General features: G+C 50.1%; 13 protein-coding genes. 6 read left to right on the top strand and 7 right to left on the bottom strand.

The window, feature by feature from the left end:
• On the bottom strand, window positions 1-4,053 hold a 4,053-nt coding region (locus WCX19_RS13925), incomplete at its 3' end, for a PKD domain-containing protein (protein ID WP_373009164.1).
• Window positions 4,054-4,626: 573 nt separating this feature from the next.
• Between WCX19_RS13925 and WCX19_RS13920 the strand changes: the two genes are divergently transcribed.
• Entirely contained in the window at window positions 4,627-5,793 is a 1,167-nt protein-coding gene (locus tag WCX19_RS13920; RefSeq protein ID WP_373009162.1) for an IS256 family transposase, read from the top strand.
• A gap of 72 nt (window positions 5,794-5,865) precedes the next feature.
• Here the strand turns inward: WCX19_RS13920 and WCX19_RS13915 are convergent, their stop codons facing one another.
• Window positions 5,866-6,786, bottom strand: a complete 921-nt coding sequence (locus WCX19_RS13915; protein WP_373009160.1) for a hypothetical protein — start codon at window positions 6,784-6,786, stop codon at window positions 5,866-5,868.
• A gap of 467 nt (window positions 6,787-7,253) precedes the next feature.
• On the opposite strand from WCX19_RS13915, the gene WCX19_RS13910 reads away from it, so the two are divergent.
• Entirely contained in the window at window positions 7,254-8,978 is a 1,725-nt protein-coding gene (locus tag WCX19_RS13910; protein ID WP_373009158.1) for a tetratricopeptide repeat protein, read from the top strand.
• 558 nt (window positions 8,979-9,536) lie between these two features.
• Here WCX19_RS13910 and WCX19_RS13905 read toward each other — a convergent pair.
• Together WCX19_RS13905 and WCX19_RS13900 are read right to left on the bottom strand one after the other, a co-directional pair.
• On the bottom strand, window positions 9,537-9,671 hold the full coding sequence (locus WCX19_RS13905; RefSeq protein WP_373009156.1) for a type II toxin-antitoxin system HicA family toxin: 135 nt from the start codon (window positions 9,669-9,671) through the stop codon (window positions 9,537-9,539).
• 91 nt (window positions 9,672-9,762) lie between these two features.
• Window positions 9,763-9,963: a type II toxin-antitoxin system HicB family antitoxin gene (locus tag WCX19_RS13900; protein WP_373009154.1), complete on the bottom strand. Its 201-nt coding sequence runs from the start codon at window positions 9,961-9,963 to the stop codon at window positions 9,763-9,765.
• A gap of 320 nt (window positions 9,964-10,283) precedes the next feature.
• Between WCX19_RS13900 and WCX19_RS13895 the strand changes: the two genes are divergently transcribed.
• Both WCX19_RS13895 and WCX19_RS13890 read left to right on the top strand, forming a co-directional pair.
• On the top strand, window positions 10,284-10,586 hold the full coding sequence (locus WCX19_RS13895; RefSeq protein ID WP_373009152.1) for a nucleotidyltransferase family protein: 303 nt from the start codon (window positions 10,284-10,286) through the stop codon (window positions 10,584-10,586).
• The gene (locus WCX19_RS13890) at window positions 10,583-10,906 is read left to right on the top strand and encodes a DUF86 domain-containing protein (RefSeq protein ID WP_373009150.1); all 324 of its coding nucleotides are present in this window, start codon (window positions 10,583-10,585) and stop codon (window positions 10,904-10,906) included. The genes WCX19_RS13895 and WCX19_RS13890 overlap by 4 nt, the downstream gene beginning before the upstream one ends.
• A gap of 402 nt (window positions 10,907-11,308) precedes the next feature.
• Here WCX19_RS13890 and WCX19_RS13885 read toward each other — a convergent pair whose 3' ends face one another.
• Complete coding sequence (locus tag WCX19_RS13885) at window positions 11,309-12,400, bottom strand: Fic family protein (RefSeq protein ID WP_373009148.1); 1,092 nt, start codon at window positions 12,398-12,400, stop codon at window positions 11,309-11,311.
• 273 nt (window positions 12,401-12,673) lie between these two features.
• Here WCX19_RS13885 and WCX19_RS13880 point away from each other — a divergent pair, with 273 nt between their 5' ends.
• The gene (locus WCX19_RS13880) at window positions 12,674-12,943 is read left to right on the top strand and encodes a type II toxin-antitoxin system HicB family antitoxin (RefSeq protein WP_373009146.1); all 270 of its coding nucleotides are present in this window, start codon (window positions 12,674-12,676) and stop codon (window positions 12,941-12,943) included.
• A gap of 581 nt (window positions 12,944-13,524) precedes the next feature.
• Here WCX19_RS13880 and WCX19_RS13875 read toward each other — a convergent pair.
• Window positions 13,525-13,695: a hypothetical protein gene (locus WCX19_RS13875; protein WP_373009144.1), complete on the bottom strand. Its 171-nt coding sequence runs from the start codon at window positions 13,693-13,695 to the stop codon at window positions 13,525-13,527.
• Window positions 13,692-14,093: a hypothetical protein gene (locus WCX19_RS13870; protein ID WP_373009142.1), complete on the bottom strand. Its 402-nt coding sequence runs from the start codon at window positions 14,091-14,093 to the stop codon at window positions 13,692-13,694. The genes WCX19_RS13875 and WCX19_RS13870 overlap by 4 nt, the downstream gene beginning before the upstream one ends.
• 817 nt (window positions 14,094-14,910) lie before the next feature.
• Between WCX19_RS13870 and WCX19_RS13865 the strand changes: the two genes are divergently transcribed.
• Entirely contained in the window at window positions 14,911-15,141 is a 231-nt protein-coding gene (locus WCX19_RS13865; RefSeq protein WP_373009140.1) for a hypothetical protein, read from the top strand.
• Window positions 15,142-15,927: the final 786 nt, after the last annotated feature.

Below are 15,927 nucleotides of genomic sequence, written 5' to 3'. Positions count from 1 at the left end.
CGGGATCGTTCCGTTGACGGCAAGCAGGAGGACGGCTTCATCCTGGTATCCCCTGCCACCTGAATCCGTGAGATAGAATGTCCCGGCTGTGTTCGGGGTGACGGTGACCTGGCCGGCGTTGACAGCCGGGTCGGTGGTGATATGAACCGCGTTCAGGCCCCCGCCATTCGGGTTGATGTAATACGTGCCGTTGCTGTTGGTGTTCCACAGGATACCGTTGGCGTTGGAGGGCCGGACGTAGATCCCGGTATACCCGGGGAGTACCCCGAGACTGCCACTTTTTACCGTTATGGTCTGGCTGCTGCTGGTACTTCCCCCGGCGTTCGTTGCCGTCAGGCTGACGGTATACGTCCCTGCTGTTGTGTAGATATGCACCGGGTTCTGGGCAGTGGCTTTGGTGGTGTCTCCAAAGTCCCATGACCATGAGGTTGGCGAGCCGGTCGAGGTGTCGGTGAAGGTTACGGCGAGTGGTGCAGGTCCTGAGGTGGTACTCGCCGTGAAGGACGCGACCGGCGCGGACGTGCCGCCACCGGAGGTGACGGTGATATACCCGGTCTGAACCGATGAATTGCTTCCCGCTGTATTTGTCGCGGTGAGATTGACCGTGTAGGTGCCGGCTGAATTGTAGGTGTGCGACAGATTCTGGAGCGTTGACGTGGTGCTGTCACCGAAGTCCCAGAGCCATCCGGTCGGGGTGTTGGTCGACGTGTCGTTGAACATGACCGAAAGCGGGGCGGTGCCGGTGGTCGGAGTTCCCGTGAAGGAGGCGACCGGGGCACCCCCCCCACCGATGTATGTGGTATTGGATCCAGCAACGAAATCGTCGATATATCCACTAACCCCCATCGAATTGTAATCAAATTCAACTTGAACTACATGAATACCGGTGTATCCGTTCGCTGGAATCGTATATTGCGTCCATGTTTGAGCCGCAGTATCTCTCTGGACCTGGTTTCCATCGATATACGTGTAGAAATACTGATTAAGCATACCGCTGCCATCATGATATCCCCAAAATGATATAGATGAAAGATTTGTCAGATCAACATGCTGCGCTACATATGTTTGCCCGCCATGTGAAGGTGGGAAATAGACCGAATAACTTCCGCTATGTTTTTGGGTTGAGCTGACAGAAGTTGCCGTTCCCGCAGTCCATCCTGTCAGGTCACTGGTTTCGAATCCCGGGTTAATGAACTGGTTGGTTACGCCGTTTGACGTCACTTTGATATACCCGGTTTTCACGAGACTCGTAGTACCGCCCCCATTCGTAGCGGTAAGGTTCACCGAGTACGTTCCCGGCGCATACCAGTGAACCGGGTTCTGACTGGTAGAATTGGTACCGTCACCAAAGTCCCAGAACCACGCAATCGGAGAATATGATGATGTATCGATGAATGAGACGGATAGTGGGGAGGTCCCGGAGGTACTCGTCGCATAGAAACCCACGACCGGTGCCGAGGGGACCGTAATATTTACACTCTGGGTCGTTGATGAAGTGCCCTTTACATTTTTTGCCGTGAGGTTCACCGTGTAATTACCACCTGATACATACGTATGGGTCGGGTTCTGGAGCGTCGATGTGTTCCCCTCCCCGAAGTCCCAAGACCAGGACTGTGGGAGGTTTGTCGACGTGTCGGTGAACTGGATCGGGGCACGGGTGTACCAGCCATAGTTTGTACTTGTTGTGAAATTTGCAACCGGGGTTGCCTGAATCCCGGTGACCTGATAACCGTAATTTCCGACATCGTTTGTCATAATAATGCCGGTACCATGGTTACTCTTCGAGAACCACCCATAACTGTTGAACACTGCGAAACTTGTGAGGTTGTTGAAACTGTATTCGACTTTGATGTCCCCGTTATCTATTCCGGTTAGCTTCAACGCCCCGGCACGGAGATCGATGAACATGATCTGGAACTGGTTGGTCGGATCGCTCTGGTTTTCCCCACCGTATATCGGGTATCCGGAACTGCTGCAGGGTTTCCAGTTCTGGGGGCCGTAGAGGAAATCGCTCTTATTGAAGGTTTCGTCCAGTGCCCCTTCCACATACCTAGCATCGGTTGGAGAGGCCGAGTTTTCGTAGAGATTCCCTGCGGTGTCCTGCGTCCAGTTGTATCCGCTCGACCGGATATGGAGGCTGAAATCATCCGGGATGGTACCGTTTACGGCAAGCATCAGGATACCTTCATGCATCGTAGGCTGTGCAAGACCACCATTAAAGGAAAGCCAGAAAGTACCAGAATTATTTATCGTACGGGTAACCTGTCCGGAATTTGATGGATCTGCGGTTATTGAAAGGGGAGTCGTACCACCCGTTCCGAAGGAGAAGTCATACGTATTCGGGGTGTGTGTACTTTGTGTCCCCTGGAAATCGTATTTCACGCCCTCATGATTCGAGACATAGATGCTGGCACCGTTGTAAGAGATTGGCGCTGGTGATACTAATGTGATGTATCCGGGTTGTGAAAGGGTGCTCGAACCAATGGCATTGGTTGCTGTCAGGCTGACCGTGTAGGAATCCCAGTTTGCATAACTATGGCTTGCGTTCCGTTTTGTAGAATCTGTCGTGTTAAACCACGTGCCATCGCCAAACGACCAGTTCCAGGATGTTGGATCCAAGGTCGATGTGTCGTTGAACTGGACAGTCTGGGGTGCGATACCGCTCACTCTTGGAGTACCGGTAAACGATACAATCGGTGCAGTCGAGTATAGTGTAATGTAGTTTGTCCTGCTGGTGAGGTTGCTGTCTGCCGCATTGGTGGCGGTCAGGTTGACGGTATACGTGACCGTATCTGTTCCTGTAAGGGAGTAGGTGTGGGTCGGATTCTGTTCTGTGGATGTGCTGCCATCGCCAAAATTCCAGAGCCAGCTTGTCGGGTTCCCGGTTGATGTATCGGTGAACGTAACAGACAATGGGCTTTTTCCTGCGACAATGTTTGAGGTAAAACCGGCAACCGGGGGAGAATAAACATTGATATAATTCGTCCTGATGACATAGTTAGTTCCCTTGTTGTAAGTTATGTACTGTTTGACGGTGTATGTCCCGCCAGTCGTGTACGTGTGGACCGGATTCTGTTGAGTTGCATTTTCGTTGCTCCCATCACCAAAGTCCCATTGCCAGGATGTGCCGGACAGAGTGGACGTATCCGTGAACTGGACTGTGAGGGGAGCCTGTCCTGGGGAAAAATCTGACGTGAAGTTCGAAACAGGTCCAAATGCAATTACTCCTTGTCCAGCACCCGAGTACTTGCTTGTAGCATATACGGTTCCATCTGGCCCAATAGCAGGTGTCCCATCCGGTCGAGTTCCGCCAGTTGAATAGAACCATTTCAGGCTTGCACTTGCTCCATTATCCGTTAAAGCATAGACTTTACCATCCCGGCTTTCGATATAAATAGTCCCATCCGACCCAACTACAGGGGAACCCCATAATATGATACCCCCTGTTGGATAGGTCCATTTAGGGGTTCCATCTTGGGTCCATGCATACACCTTATTATCATTACACCCGACATAGACAGTTCCATCTGGCCCAATAGCAGCAGATCCATACATTTTGTTTCCGGTTGATTTTGCCCATCTCAGTGTTCCATCCGGATTAAATGCATAGAATTTAAAAGTACTGGTACTACTTGTCCCAAGATATATAGTTCCATCCGGTCCAATCACCGGGGATGCCCTGAACGGTACATTCTGCGATGAATTGCTCCATTTTGGAGTCCCATTAGAATAAAACGCATATAGGGCATTTTTAGATTCACTCCCTATGTATATTGACCCATCCGCACCAATTGCAGGTGTAGCGTAATAAGCTGTACCTACTGTGGTATTACTCCATTTAATCGATCCATCAGAATTGAATGCCTTTAGGCCGGTTTTATCAGTAGCGTATATTGTTCCATCTGTGCCTATAGTTGGAGAACCATATGGTGAAGATAATTGTGGTTTTGCCCATTTCGTAGATCCAGTTGAAGAATCAATTGCACGCAAATATCCATAACAATCCTCGATATAGATGGTTCCATCCTGACTTATTGCAGCTGAACCATACATGTAATAGCCATCGGTATTACACCATTTTGTAGATCCATCTGGATTAATCGCCCAAACATATCCTTTATTGTTAGTTCTCCAATCTCCGAGATATACGATATTATCAGGTCCAACAACAGGGTTTGTATAATAAAGATCTGAAGTTGATGAGAAAATCCATTTAGTGGTATTTGTTTGTGCTCCCAAAAATGAGGATAATCCTGTGTTATTGAGATCCTGTTTGAATTTTGGCCACCCGCCATTCATCAAACCGGTATCTGCCATAACAGGTGCTATAATAAAAACAAGCACCAGAAGACAGATAATCACCAGAGAGAGTGAGTTTTTTTGAAGACTATACATCTGTAAATATGTTACATCTAACACATATTTAACATTTAATTTTAACAATACGTTATGTTAATTATATAATGTTTACAACATTAGATTTTATTCTTCTTAATCCAAAGATACCAATACTTATGCTACATCTGGAACTATCCAACCAAATATATAGGTAGTGTACACGAAGTGCTGTAAAAAGTGAAGACGCCCTGTATCCAACAGTGAATTGGAAACAAAGAGGAACAGGGCATGGATCTAAGAGATATCGTACTAAATTATCTTACCGATAACGAGAAGGGAATGCAACAGCTCATCACGTGGTTTCTGAACGATGTGATGAACGAGGAAGTGGCTCAGCAGGCGGGAGTACCGCGGTATGCGAGATCGAGTTCGAGAAGAGCGCACCGGAACGGGTACCGATCGAGGTCCCTCAAGACCCGGTTTGGGGAACTCAGTCTCCAGAAACCTCAATTATGGGAGATCCCGTTTGAGACCAAAGTCTTTGAACGGTACTCCCGAACTGAAAAAGCGTTTGTGAATGCAATCATCGAATCGTATCTTCAGAGCGTATCGACCCGGAATGTGGAGAAGGTAGTCTCGCATCTGGGTATCAACCAGTTATCGGCATCCTACGTCTCGAAAGTTGGTCGGGAACTTGATACGAAAGTTCAGGAGTTTATGGAGAAACGCCTTGACTCGTACTACCCGTATCTTTTCGTCGATGCCTCGTATTTCAAAGTCCGGGACGAGACCCGGTATGTCAACAAAGCTCTTCTCGTGATTGTTGGTATCAGGACCGATGGCCATCGGGAGGTACTCTCTGCCCGGGTAGCTGATGCCGAACATGAACTTACCTGGGAAGGAATGTTCTCTGACCTGAAGGAGCACGGTCTCACTAAGGTTGATCTTATTATTTCAGATGGCCATACCGGCATCCAATCGGCAGCCGGGAGAATGTTCCCGGGCTCTTCATGGCAGATGTGCCACGTCCACTTCATCCGGGCTGTTCTCAGAAAAGTTCCCCGAAAATATCACAAGGAGATCGCTGAGGTTCTCAAAGAATGCCTCACTGATTCCGGAAAATTACTCGACTATGCTGCTCAACTCGATGAACGTGGATTCTCCCGAGCTGCCGATACAATTCACCGGTTCCATCACGGTTTGATGAATTATCGCTCCGCTCCTCCGGAGTTCTGGAAAAAGATCCGGACTACCAATCTCCTGGAGCGGGTTAACAGGGAACTCAAACGACGAAGTAAAAAGATTGGTGCATTTCCGAGTGATGCTTCGTTGCTTAGACTCGCAGGATCGATTCTTATCGATATCAATGAGGAATGGATCACCGGTAGCCGGTATTTATCTTTGAAGAGTGAGATGATCTCTTTGGATACTGTGGCTGATTTTACAGCAGAATAGAGACATTACCGAATTTATCTAAACATTTTTAAAAAAGAGAAAAAAAAGATTTTCTTTAGAATTCTAAAAGAATTATTCTGATCCGTGCATCACCCATCCGCTCGCACCGGAACCGGAGGTTCCACTCGGAAGTACTTTATTAAACCAGTTAATACCTTTTCCCTGGGAGGTCTGGTTGTTATACGCATAGACATTGAATGCGACTGTATCATCTGATGTAACATTATACAATGAATAGGAAACGTTCACCATGCCGAAATCGGTAAGGTTTGCATAATAGGTTGTACCGTATTTCTTCGAGTTGTTTCCTATTACCCCTACCTTAAGGTCAACCGGTAGTATCTTGAAGAGTGTGTCATTCCCGCCTATGATCTGACTGTTGTAGGTTGGGTAATCTGCAGCATTTGCAAATTTCCATTCCTGGAATACATCCTGGGTGGAATTTACTGCGAAATCCGAATATTCAAATGTTTCTTCCCAGCTAGACCAGGTTGCACCACTGCTGAAAGAACTCCATGAGGGAAGAGTTCCATCGGATTCATCGAGATTTGCATCCCATTGGTACCCACTCACATTGAGCTTGATCCTGAAATTATCAAAGGGATCCCTGCTTTTATTAACCGATACCAGGAGAATGATATCATCCTGACACCCTTTTCCACCGGTATCTGAAACATAGAATGAATAGGAACTCGTATTAGGTATAGTAGTTTTGTCCCCGGCAAATGTGTAATTATTCGAAGCAATGTGGATCGCTTTCGCGCCGGCATCCGCACTGGCATTCGTCAGGTTGAAATAATAATACGCAGTCCCCAAACCAGATGTAGGATACTGCGCGGGGGGATTTGCCACCGGAATATACGTCTTGTTATTCTGAGGGTACGGATAGATACCATCCGCCGCCACCGGCATCGCCGCCAGCGCAACAAACAGGATGACGGCCACTGCGGCCATCCCCCACAGTCTGTTTCTTTTCATGTGTTCTGCCTTCATGGTTTTTACCTCTTTTTCACAGTTTTCTGCGCAGGGCACTGCCCTGCGCGCGTTAACAATTTGCAGTTTATTAATGCATATTGTTAACAAAATCACTTATACCCACATGAAGTTATATAGTTTGCGACTGATAAAAAACGCGGGAATATCCCGCGTTTTAGAAATTAAGGAAATATATTTGAGGGATTTGGGGATGATCGGAGGGAACCACTCGCGAAGGATGGACTCATGAGGAACGATGATTTCCCGGATGGTTGAACCGGGATCTTTGCGGAACCGGGTCGGGGCTTCCCCCGTTCCCCGGCCCGAAAGGGGGAAGCGCGCGGATGGAGCGGTGGGGGGAAGGGATGCCGGTGGGGACGGGAGGATCCGGGCGGGAAAAGCCGGGGGTCCGGCAGTTGAAGTTTTTTTAAAAATGTCCGGGTTATCGACAGTTTTATAATTCGCAGTCGCATTAACAGGTTCTAATGAACAAATCCAAAAAAATAACATCTGTTATTAAACCCGGCTCAACCTGGGACAAGACACCGGATACATTCCTCAAAAAATGGTTCTCGCGAATTGCGGAAAACTGGGTAGTAATTGCGATTTTTCTTTTTTGTTTCATTATCTACAATACCTATACCTACATGCGGGTGAGCGGGGATACCATTCCCGCAGGATACCTTCCGTTCAGCATCATCTATTATCACGATCTCTTCCTCGAACATTTCGCCAACCCGGATTTTGTATCCAATGCCTATGCGTTCACCACGGTCAACGGGCACCTTATGTCCATCTTTCCCATCGTGACCCCGGTCCTCATAACACCATTCGTATATCTCTGCACGCTGGGAATGGCACCGGGTCACGCCATTATCCATATCGGCCAGATCGCACGAACTGCATCCGCAGGGATTGCAGCGCTCGCGGCCTGCACGTTTTACCTGATTGTAATCCGGTTTGTACCGAAAAAAATCGCGATAGTATCAACGCTGGTCTTCGCATTCGCGACCAGCACCTGGTCGATCAGCAGCCAGGCCCTCTGGCAGCACGGCATGATCGAGCTGTTCCTGCTCCTGATGGTCTATATCATCATCCGGAATGAAGAAGACCCGTCCCCCCGGTCGTTCGTATATCTCGGAATCCTGTCTGGATTATTTGTTTTTTGCCGGCCTCCTGATGCATTGCTGCTCATTCCCATTGTCGGGTATGTTGTTTTTAAAAACCGGAAATACGCACTCCATTATGTCGTCCCGGCCATCATCAGCGGCCTGCCGTTTCTCGTATATAACTGGCATTTTTTCGGTAATGTATTCGGGGGGTACGTCCAGAACATTCAGAAATTTGATCTCTCCGTAAATGTTCTCCCGGATTATGCCGGGCTCTTCATCTCCCCGAACAAGGGACTGTTCATCTTCTCGCCCATACTGATTCTTGCAGTCTTAGGCTATTTCCATCTGGATTCAATTGAAAACAAAAATATATCCCGCCTCTTCCGGTGGTTCGGGCCTGTCCTGATCATGGAAACGGTTGTATACGGTTTTTTTAGTGATTGGGGAGGAGGATATTCCTACGGCCCCCGGTACTTAACGGCGCTTGCTCCCGTATTGTGCATCTATGTGGCGCTGTTCTTATCCGACACTATGACACGGTTCCGGGCCGGGATGTACAATTACCTGAAGGTCGGGGTTATCACACTCCTCATCATATTCTCTATCCTCGTCCAGTTTATCGGGGTGTTTTATTTCCCGTATCTCAATGACGCCCACTATCCCCTGCCATGGGATAGCTCAAACCCGGTTATCCTCAGCAGCCTGAATGAAGGGATGGCAAACCTCGATACCGTTGCACTCCAGTCGATCCCCCCCTTCCCGCCCGTGTATTACTATTCCCGGTACGACAAATGGAAATACCTCGATGTAAAAACCGCACTTGCCGCAGGGGATTATACGACAACATCCTGGTACTATGTAAAACATCTCCAGGAAAATCCGGATTCATATATCCTGTGGAACAACCTTGGCTGCTGCCTGATGAAGCTCGGCCAATATGAAGATGCAATACAGTCCTTTGACCGGTCCCTGGCGATCAACCCGCAGTTCAAAGAGGCACAATCGAACAAGGCAGCAGCAGTACAAATCATGACACAGTATAATCGTTCTGAGGCAGCGAATAATACCTTACTCTTTGGAAAGACGAGCCCTGCATGATCGGGGATTGTGTTGGGGTGTACGGTCGTGGGGGGAAAAACCTGGGGAGACGACGGGGAGTGATGGGGAGAGCGTTGGATGTCCGGCGGGGGTGGAGATCTACTGAGGAGACAGACGGGTGTCACCGGGATAATGGAGCGCCGGAAAAAGAGATCCCGTGTATAATCGTTTCTTTAAATAATTCTTTTTTACAACTTTGAAACGATGTCATTATAGTTCGTAGCCCGGGTGCTGGCAGCCCCCTGAGGTGGTAGTGCAGCCTTGAGCCGGGGAAAGGCGGACTCATGAGGAACGATGATTTCCCGGATGGTTGAACCGGGATCTTTGCGGAACCGGGTCGGGGCTTCCCCCGTTCCCCGGCCCGAAAGGGGGAAGCGCGCGGATGGAGCGGTGGGGGGGAAGGGATATAGGCAGGGACGGGAGGATCCGGGCGGGAAAAACCGGGGCGTGGGGGCCGGCGGATAATACCCTCTCACGGGAAAAACTGAGTATTCCTGATCGGGAAAACGGGGGAGGAGCGTGGAGGTATCTCTGACCGGGACAGGTGCACGGAAGATGTCATTCCAGAAGGTTCAGGAACTCATCTTCAGAAAGTTCCGCCGCTTTGATGATGGAACGGAGTGTTGTACGGTCGAGTTCATCATGCAGGGGGACCGTAAGTGTGAGGGTAGTGTCCGGCCGCTGCTTTTTCATCCGGACATGACTTCCCCTCTGGCGTACACATGAGAATCCCGCCCGGTCAATACCCGGATTGCATCGCTGCCGGATAATACCGGGAGATGCTTCACACCGCAACCTCGATAACCCGTTCACCTTTTCCCGGGAGGATATCCTCATCAGGTTCAAGGTACAGGGACACCGCTTCCCTGATATTCTGTTTGGCCTCGTTAATTGTCCGACCCTGTGAAATACAACCGGGAAGTGCGGGAACCGTTACAACATACCAGCCATCTTCGCCTTTGGTGAGCACAACTTTCAGATGCATGGTCTTCTCCCGGGGATTATCGAACCTGTTCGAATCACGAACGGATAATCTTTGTTGTAATCATACGCTCTCACCCATGAGGGAGAACCGCAAGGGCCCGGGAAAATTCGCTGCGGATTTCGTCCGGCTCCTGCGCGGTCATAAAAACCGGGCTGCCGCGAGTCCCCGAAGCGTGCCCTCCCTTGATGCAGCGGGTTTGTGCCCGGCCCCCCGGGCTGAGGGATCCGGGCAGATTCCAAAAATCCGGTTGAAAATGAGGGGGAGGGATACGGCACCGGGATACATTTTATAGACCCGGTACCAATATAAGAATTGAACCTATGGACTCAGAAAACGATATTTCCCTGCTTCTCATCCGGAAAAAGCAGGAGATCCTCAGACTTGCACAGCAGAGAGGGGCCAGGAATATCCGGGTTTTTGGATCCGTGGCGCGAAACGAAGCGCGGGCAGACAGCGATATCGATCTCCTCATAGATCTGGATCCTGGCAGGAGTCTTCTTGATGTCGGGGGTCTTTCCATGGATCTTTCACGATTGCTTGATCGATCGGTCGATGTAGTGACGGAAGCCGGTCTCCGGGGCCGGATACGCTCACGGGTATTGAGCGAAGCGCGGGCGTTATGAGAGACGATCGGGAACGGGTTCTGGATATCCTTGAGGCGTTAGATAAGATTGAAAAGGTATCTGCCCGGGGTCGTGACTATTTCTACGATGAAGAGATGGCACAGGTATGGGTTATTCACCACCTCCAGATTATTGGGGAAGCGGTACGGGGGATTTCCCTCGATTTCAGAACTGCGAACCCGGATATTCCATGGTCGGATATCATCGGTATGAGAAATATCCTTATTCACCATTATTTTGGAATCGACCGGGATGCGGTCTGGCGTGTGGTTGAACACGACCTGCCGGTACTGAAAACCAAATTCCAGCACCAGGTTTGAACATACCGCCCCAGTCTTAAAAAAAGTCACGGTTGGAGGAACAAAAACCAAAATACCTTCAATGTCTCAACCCCAGTACGTCGATCAGTTTCCTCCGGGTTGCAAATGAGAGGCAATAAGAATATTCATGAAACAGGAAAACCAACGTGAAATTTGCCCATGAAAAAAACAAAAGATGTATCGACAACTAAAAACCCATCCAAAAAATATCCGGTTTGAACATCTCTCTTAAGGTTGCTGAACAGTTCGGTTTCACATGCCGGGGAAAAAAGGGCAGTCACCGGATTTATACACGTGAAGGTGTCCCCGTGTATCTCTCGTATAAAAAACTCCCGGAACATGTCGACTCCATCGACACATCCCCAAAACGTGTCGAAAAAACACAAAATTTTCGACACATCCTCATTGCCCGGAAAGTAATTTCAGGAGCGCGGGATGGATGAACACTTTTTCCCGCCCGACTTTTCGGGATTCCAGTACGCCAATCTTTTCAAGCTGTTGCAGGTATTCGGCCGCAGTCTGCCGTTGTGCGATTCCCGCATCGACAACAAACGAGATCTTGCTGTAGGGCTGGACAAAAATCATCTCGACAAGTTCCCGGGAATAGATCTGGCGGGGCAGATTTTCACGGCAAAGAGCGGTTGTCTCGTCAAGGAGTTTGCGGATAGCAAGGATGCGCCGGTAGGTCCCTGCCGAAGTCTCCTCAACTGCTGAAAGCATGAACTGCACCCACGCCTCCCATTCCTGTTCTTCGGTGACCGCTTGCAGCAACCGGTAATAATCGCTCTTATGGTCGATGATGTACCGGCTGAGATACAGAACCGGAATGTCAAGAAGCCCCTGCTCAACAAGATACAGGATGTTCAGGATTCTCCCGGTCCTGCCATTCCCGTCCTCGAACGGGTGGACAGCTTCGAACTGGTAATGAATAAGGGCCAGCCGGACAAGGGGATCGAGCGGAATTTCATCGCGGAGATGAATAAAGTTCTCCAGCCGATCCAGTTTTTCCCGCAGGATCTCACCACCCTCCGGGGGTGTGTAAACAACCTCGCCCGTGGACTTGTTCTCTATCTGTGTCCCGGGTGCCGTACGGTACTGCACTTCATGGTCGAGCAGTACTTCACAGACGCCACGAAGCAGACTCGTTGAAATAGATTGCGTTTTCAGCAGGTCGTAACCCCGGCGAAGTGCGGTCCGGTAACGCAGAACCTCTTTTGTCTGCGGATCGGTTGCGGCCCCGGGTAATATCGATGCCTGGTAAAGTTTGTCACGCGTCGTCACCACATTCTCGATCTCGGAACTCGCTTTTGCTTCCTGCAGGGGAATGGCATTGATGAGGATAGCCTGGTTGGGGATCAGGTTTCCTGCACCTTTCAGTGATGCAAGAGCCCGGTGGGCACCGACACATTTTTTAAGGATTGTTCTGGATTCCAGATCGATAGTTGGCGGAAGAGACGGGAGATTGTTGTATGGTTTACATCGATCAAATTTCATACCCTGCTCCACCGGCATTCGTCCGGATACCGGGTACCTCTGTCACCAGTTACCCGTTGTCTCACCAACACATTGTGTTGATCAAAATTATAGCATTCCCCTGATTTTTATCTTCCGTGCGTCTCTTCCATGACCCGTTCACGGGAAATACTATGATCTCCTCGCCCGGGAACTCTTACACTTCCAGGAGGTGGGCGGAATGGCGAAACTCTTGTCAGGTAAAACAACTCTGTAAGATATTTGAAGATTATTCGCTTCAGGAGGGGGAGTCCGGTGTATAAATATGCAATAGAAATCTTCTACAGCGAAGATGATGAGGGGTATATTGCGGTGGTACCGGAATTGCCCGGCTGCTCAGCATATGGAAAAAGCGAAGAACAGGCATTGCAGGAAATCAAGATCGCAATCGATCTCTGGCTTTCAACCGCCCGCGACATGGGACGTGAGATCCTCAAAGCCGCAAGGGAAGGGAAGTATTGCGCGATCTCCTGGACGAGCGCTCACGCCAGAATGCCACTTCGTGCGAGTAACAGATATTCATAGCCGGAAGTGCCCGGGAAAAGGTGTGCAGATGTGCCCGGGTCCTTGCGCGGGCGGGAAAGCCGGGTTTCCGGAATCCCCGGGCGTGCAATCCCGTGATTGGTGGGTTTGTGCCTGGCATCTCGGGCGGGGGAATCCGGGCGGGGATGGACGGCGGAATGTCCGGCCCTCACAGGTAGGTATGCGATCCCTTTCGTGAAGGGGAGACGCCCGGGACGGTGGCAGGGATCTGTCCCCGATCGCCACGCAGGCAGTTATCGGGGGGTCGTAAAAAAGACCGGGTCGCGGGCTTGAAGATTCAGGGAAAAGACCAACCTGTGCGGGGTACCCCCTCCCGCATCAAAGAGGTGGGAGTATCCCCGGTTTGCTGCAGAGCGGGAAAACGGCGAGCCCCTCCGGGAAAGTCGGGTTCCTGACGATTGATTCCCGGTGTCTTTCGGGAAGTATCATACCGGCATTTGCGGCGGCACCGAAGACAGGAACGAAACCTCCCCATAATGGGGAGCACATGAGGACAGGAATATCCCGACGGAATTGAACGGGATCCCGACGACCACCAGGCTTGCGTAACGAAAAACGAAAAATTAATTCGTGGGGGCCTGTGCAGCCGGTTTGCTCTTTGGGGTGGCCCGCACGTGATCCGGGATATCGGGTTCGTAACCGGTCGCCCGCTTGACCAAAGCGATCTGCTCATCAGTGATTTTACCGTGTCCGACCTTTCTCCCTTCCCCGGTAAACCTGCCATTCTTCTTCACGAACCCTCACCTCCTGTACATACCATAGTAATGACGTGATAATATACTTTGGTATGATCCCGGTGTCCCTCGATGAGATGTTTATTGGTAACCCGCCAGGCAGTTTCGGGCCGTAAGATAATCTCACGTTCATCTTCGCGCCGGTAATAAATTCCCTTCTGCCGTCCGCAGGTGACAAAACGAAGGATGGTATAATGGACCCCGTCGGAAGGCAAAGTCTGCCATTCTTCGGCATAATCGCGGCCCGTATCAAACGAAACCGATGTACTGAGCACGGCCTCATCGGCATAATCATCCTCAATATCCAGTTCGGCGATCTGCCGGGCTGCGGACTTCCCGACACCCCTCCACAGGACGACACCATCCGGAATTACCGGGGATCGTTCGATTGCTGCCACAAGCCGCGTTTTGAAGAGTTCCAGTTCTTCCCGGGATTTTCCCCCGGGGGGGAACTGTACCGTACCGGAGATAGAAATTCAGATCCTGGAATGCGGAGCCATGGGTATATTCCTTCACAGCCCCGATACACGCGGCCGGCAAACCTCCCTTGAGGGCGACCTGTTCCCACCAGTCCATTACCGGTGAACCAAGTGCCGCACACTGGCGCTCCTGGTACCCATCGACTTCTTCCGGGCGTCCACCGGCCAGAGTAAATACTGATGAGAATTTATGGGCATCCACGGTGAAATCCCTCCCGCGATTAAGGATAGTATGTCCTGATCGGGAAAAGATTCTTCGTTGTTCAACCCTGCCAGGGGTTCTTTTTTTCTGTACGCAAAAGGGAGTGGGAGGAAAGAACGGGACCGGGATCCAGTAATCCCGGCAATCCTGGTTGCGCATACCTGTTGCGGCGCAGGGTGCAATTTCCTTTTGGGGTAAAGGGAATCGAATAAGGCGAAAAGCGAATCCCTATCAGGAAATCCCGGATCAGCCAGGAAGCAATCGATCTCCGCTGGCAGATCCGGAACATGCCCCGTTGGAATGTTTCTATCAGGATTGCTGAACAGTTCGGTTTCACATGCCGGGGAAAAAAGGGCAGTCACCAAATTTATACACGTGATGGTGTCCGGGAACTCCTGAATTTCCAGGAGGTGGGCGGAATGGCAAAACTCTTGTCAGGTAAAACAACTCTGTATGATAATTAAAAGATTATTCGCTTCAGGAGGGGGAGTCCGGTGTATAAATATGCAATAGAGATCTTTTATAGTGAAGACGATGAGGGATATATCGCGGTGGTACCTGAATTGGCCGGTTGCTTTTGCATATAGAAAAAGCGAAGAACAGGCATTGCAGGAGATCAAGACAGCAATCGATCTCTGGCTTTCAACCGCCCGCGACATGGGACGTGAGATCCTCAAAGCCGCAAGGGAAGGGAAGTATTGCGCGATCTCCTGGACGCGCGCTCACGCCAGAATGCCACTTCGTGCGAGTAACAGATATTCATAATATTCATAGCCGGAAGTGCCCGGCGGTACCGGGTGGAACCGGGCTGGTGTGCAAAAATCTTTGATATCCAGTTCTACCGGGGAGTCATCGATAAGGACTGTAGGGAGATATCGTATGCATTTCCCACGGGGAACCTCCAAAAGAAGCCCGTAAAACCGTCCAATCCCCTTGCTCAAAAATCCGGCCGTTTAAAAAACCCCGCTTGACAAAATACCCTCAAATTGAGCCCTATATAATACCCATTCAAGCCCCATATTCGCGTTCTGGCGGCCACGGTTTTCCGGATCGTCCACGTGGCAATTCTACCTGTGATCAGCCAAAAGAACCGCATTGTCGGGTCCGTTTTAATTTGTCCGTTCCCCGAAATAAGCCAGATTTGGGGTTATTTTTAAACGGAGCCCGATACGGGCTTCTTTTGGGGTATGAAGATGGTAATCGGAGGCCATATTGGGCCCGGATTAGGGAGGGTATGTACCCTGCCGGCACGGGAAGACAAGGAGGGGAAGGCATCCCTTTCCCCCCGTTGCCCGCAAAAAAAACACGAACAAAGATTTCCCGTTTTTTCCGGAAAAGTTCCTATCATGGGCTGAGGATTCCGGAAATTGTCCGGCTCAGCTGCTGAAAATTTTTAAAAAAAGTCCGATGAAGTTATCGAACTTTTGTAAAAAAGTCCGGCAAGGTTGGTGAACTTTTTCAAAAAAGTCTGGTGAAGTTATCGAACATTTCCTAAAAAAACAGGGGCCCGAACAGACAGTTTCACATCTGAACCTTCAGGGTGCCCTGCCG

The organism is Methanoregula sp., assembly GCF_041663825.1.
Classification (GTDB): domain Archaea; phylum Halobacteriota; class Methanomicrobia; order Methanomicrobiales; family Methanospirillaceae; genus Methanoregula.
This window is presented reverse-complemented; position numbering and strand designations above follow the sequence as displayed.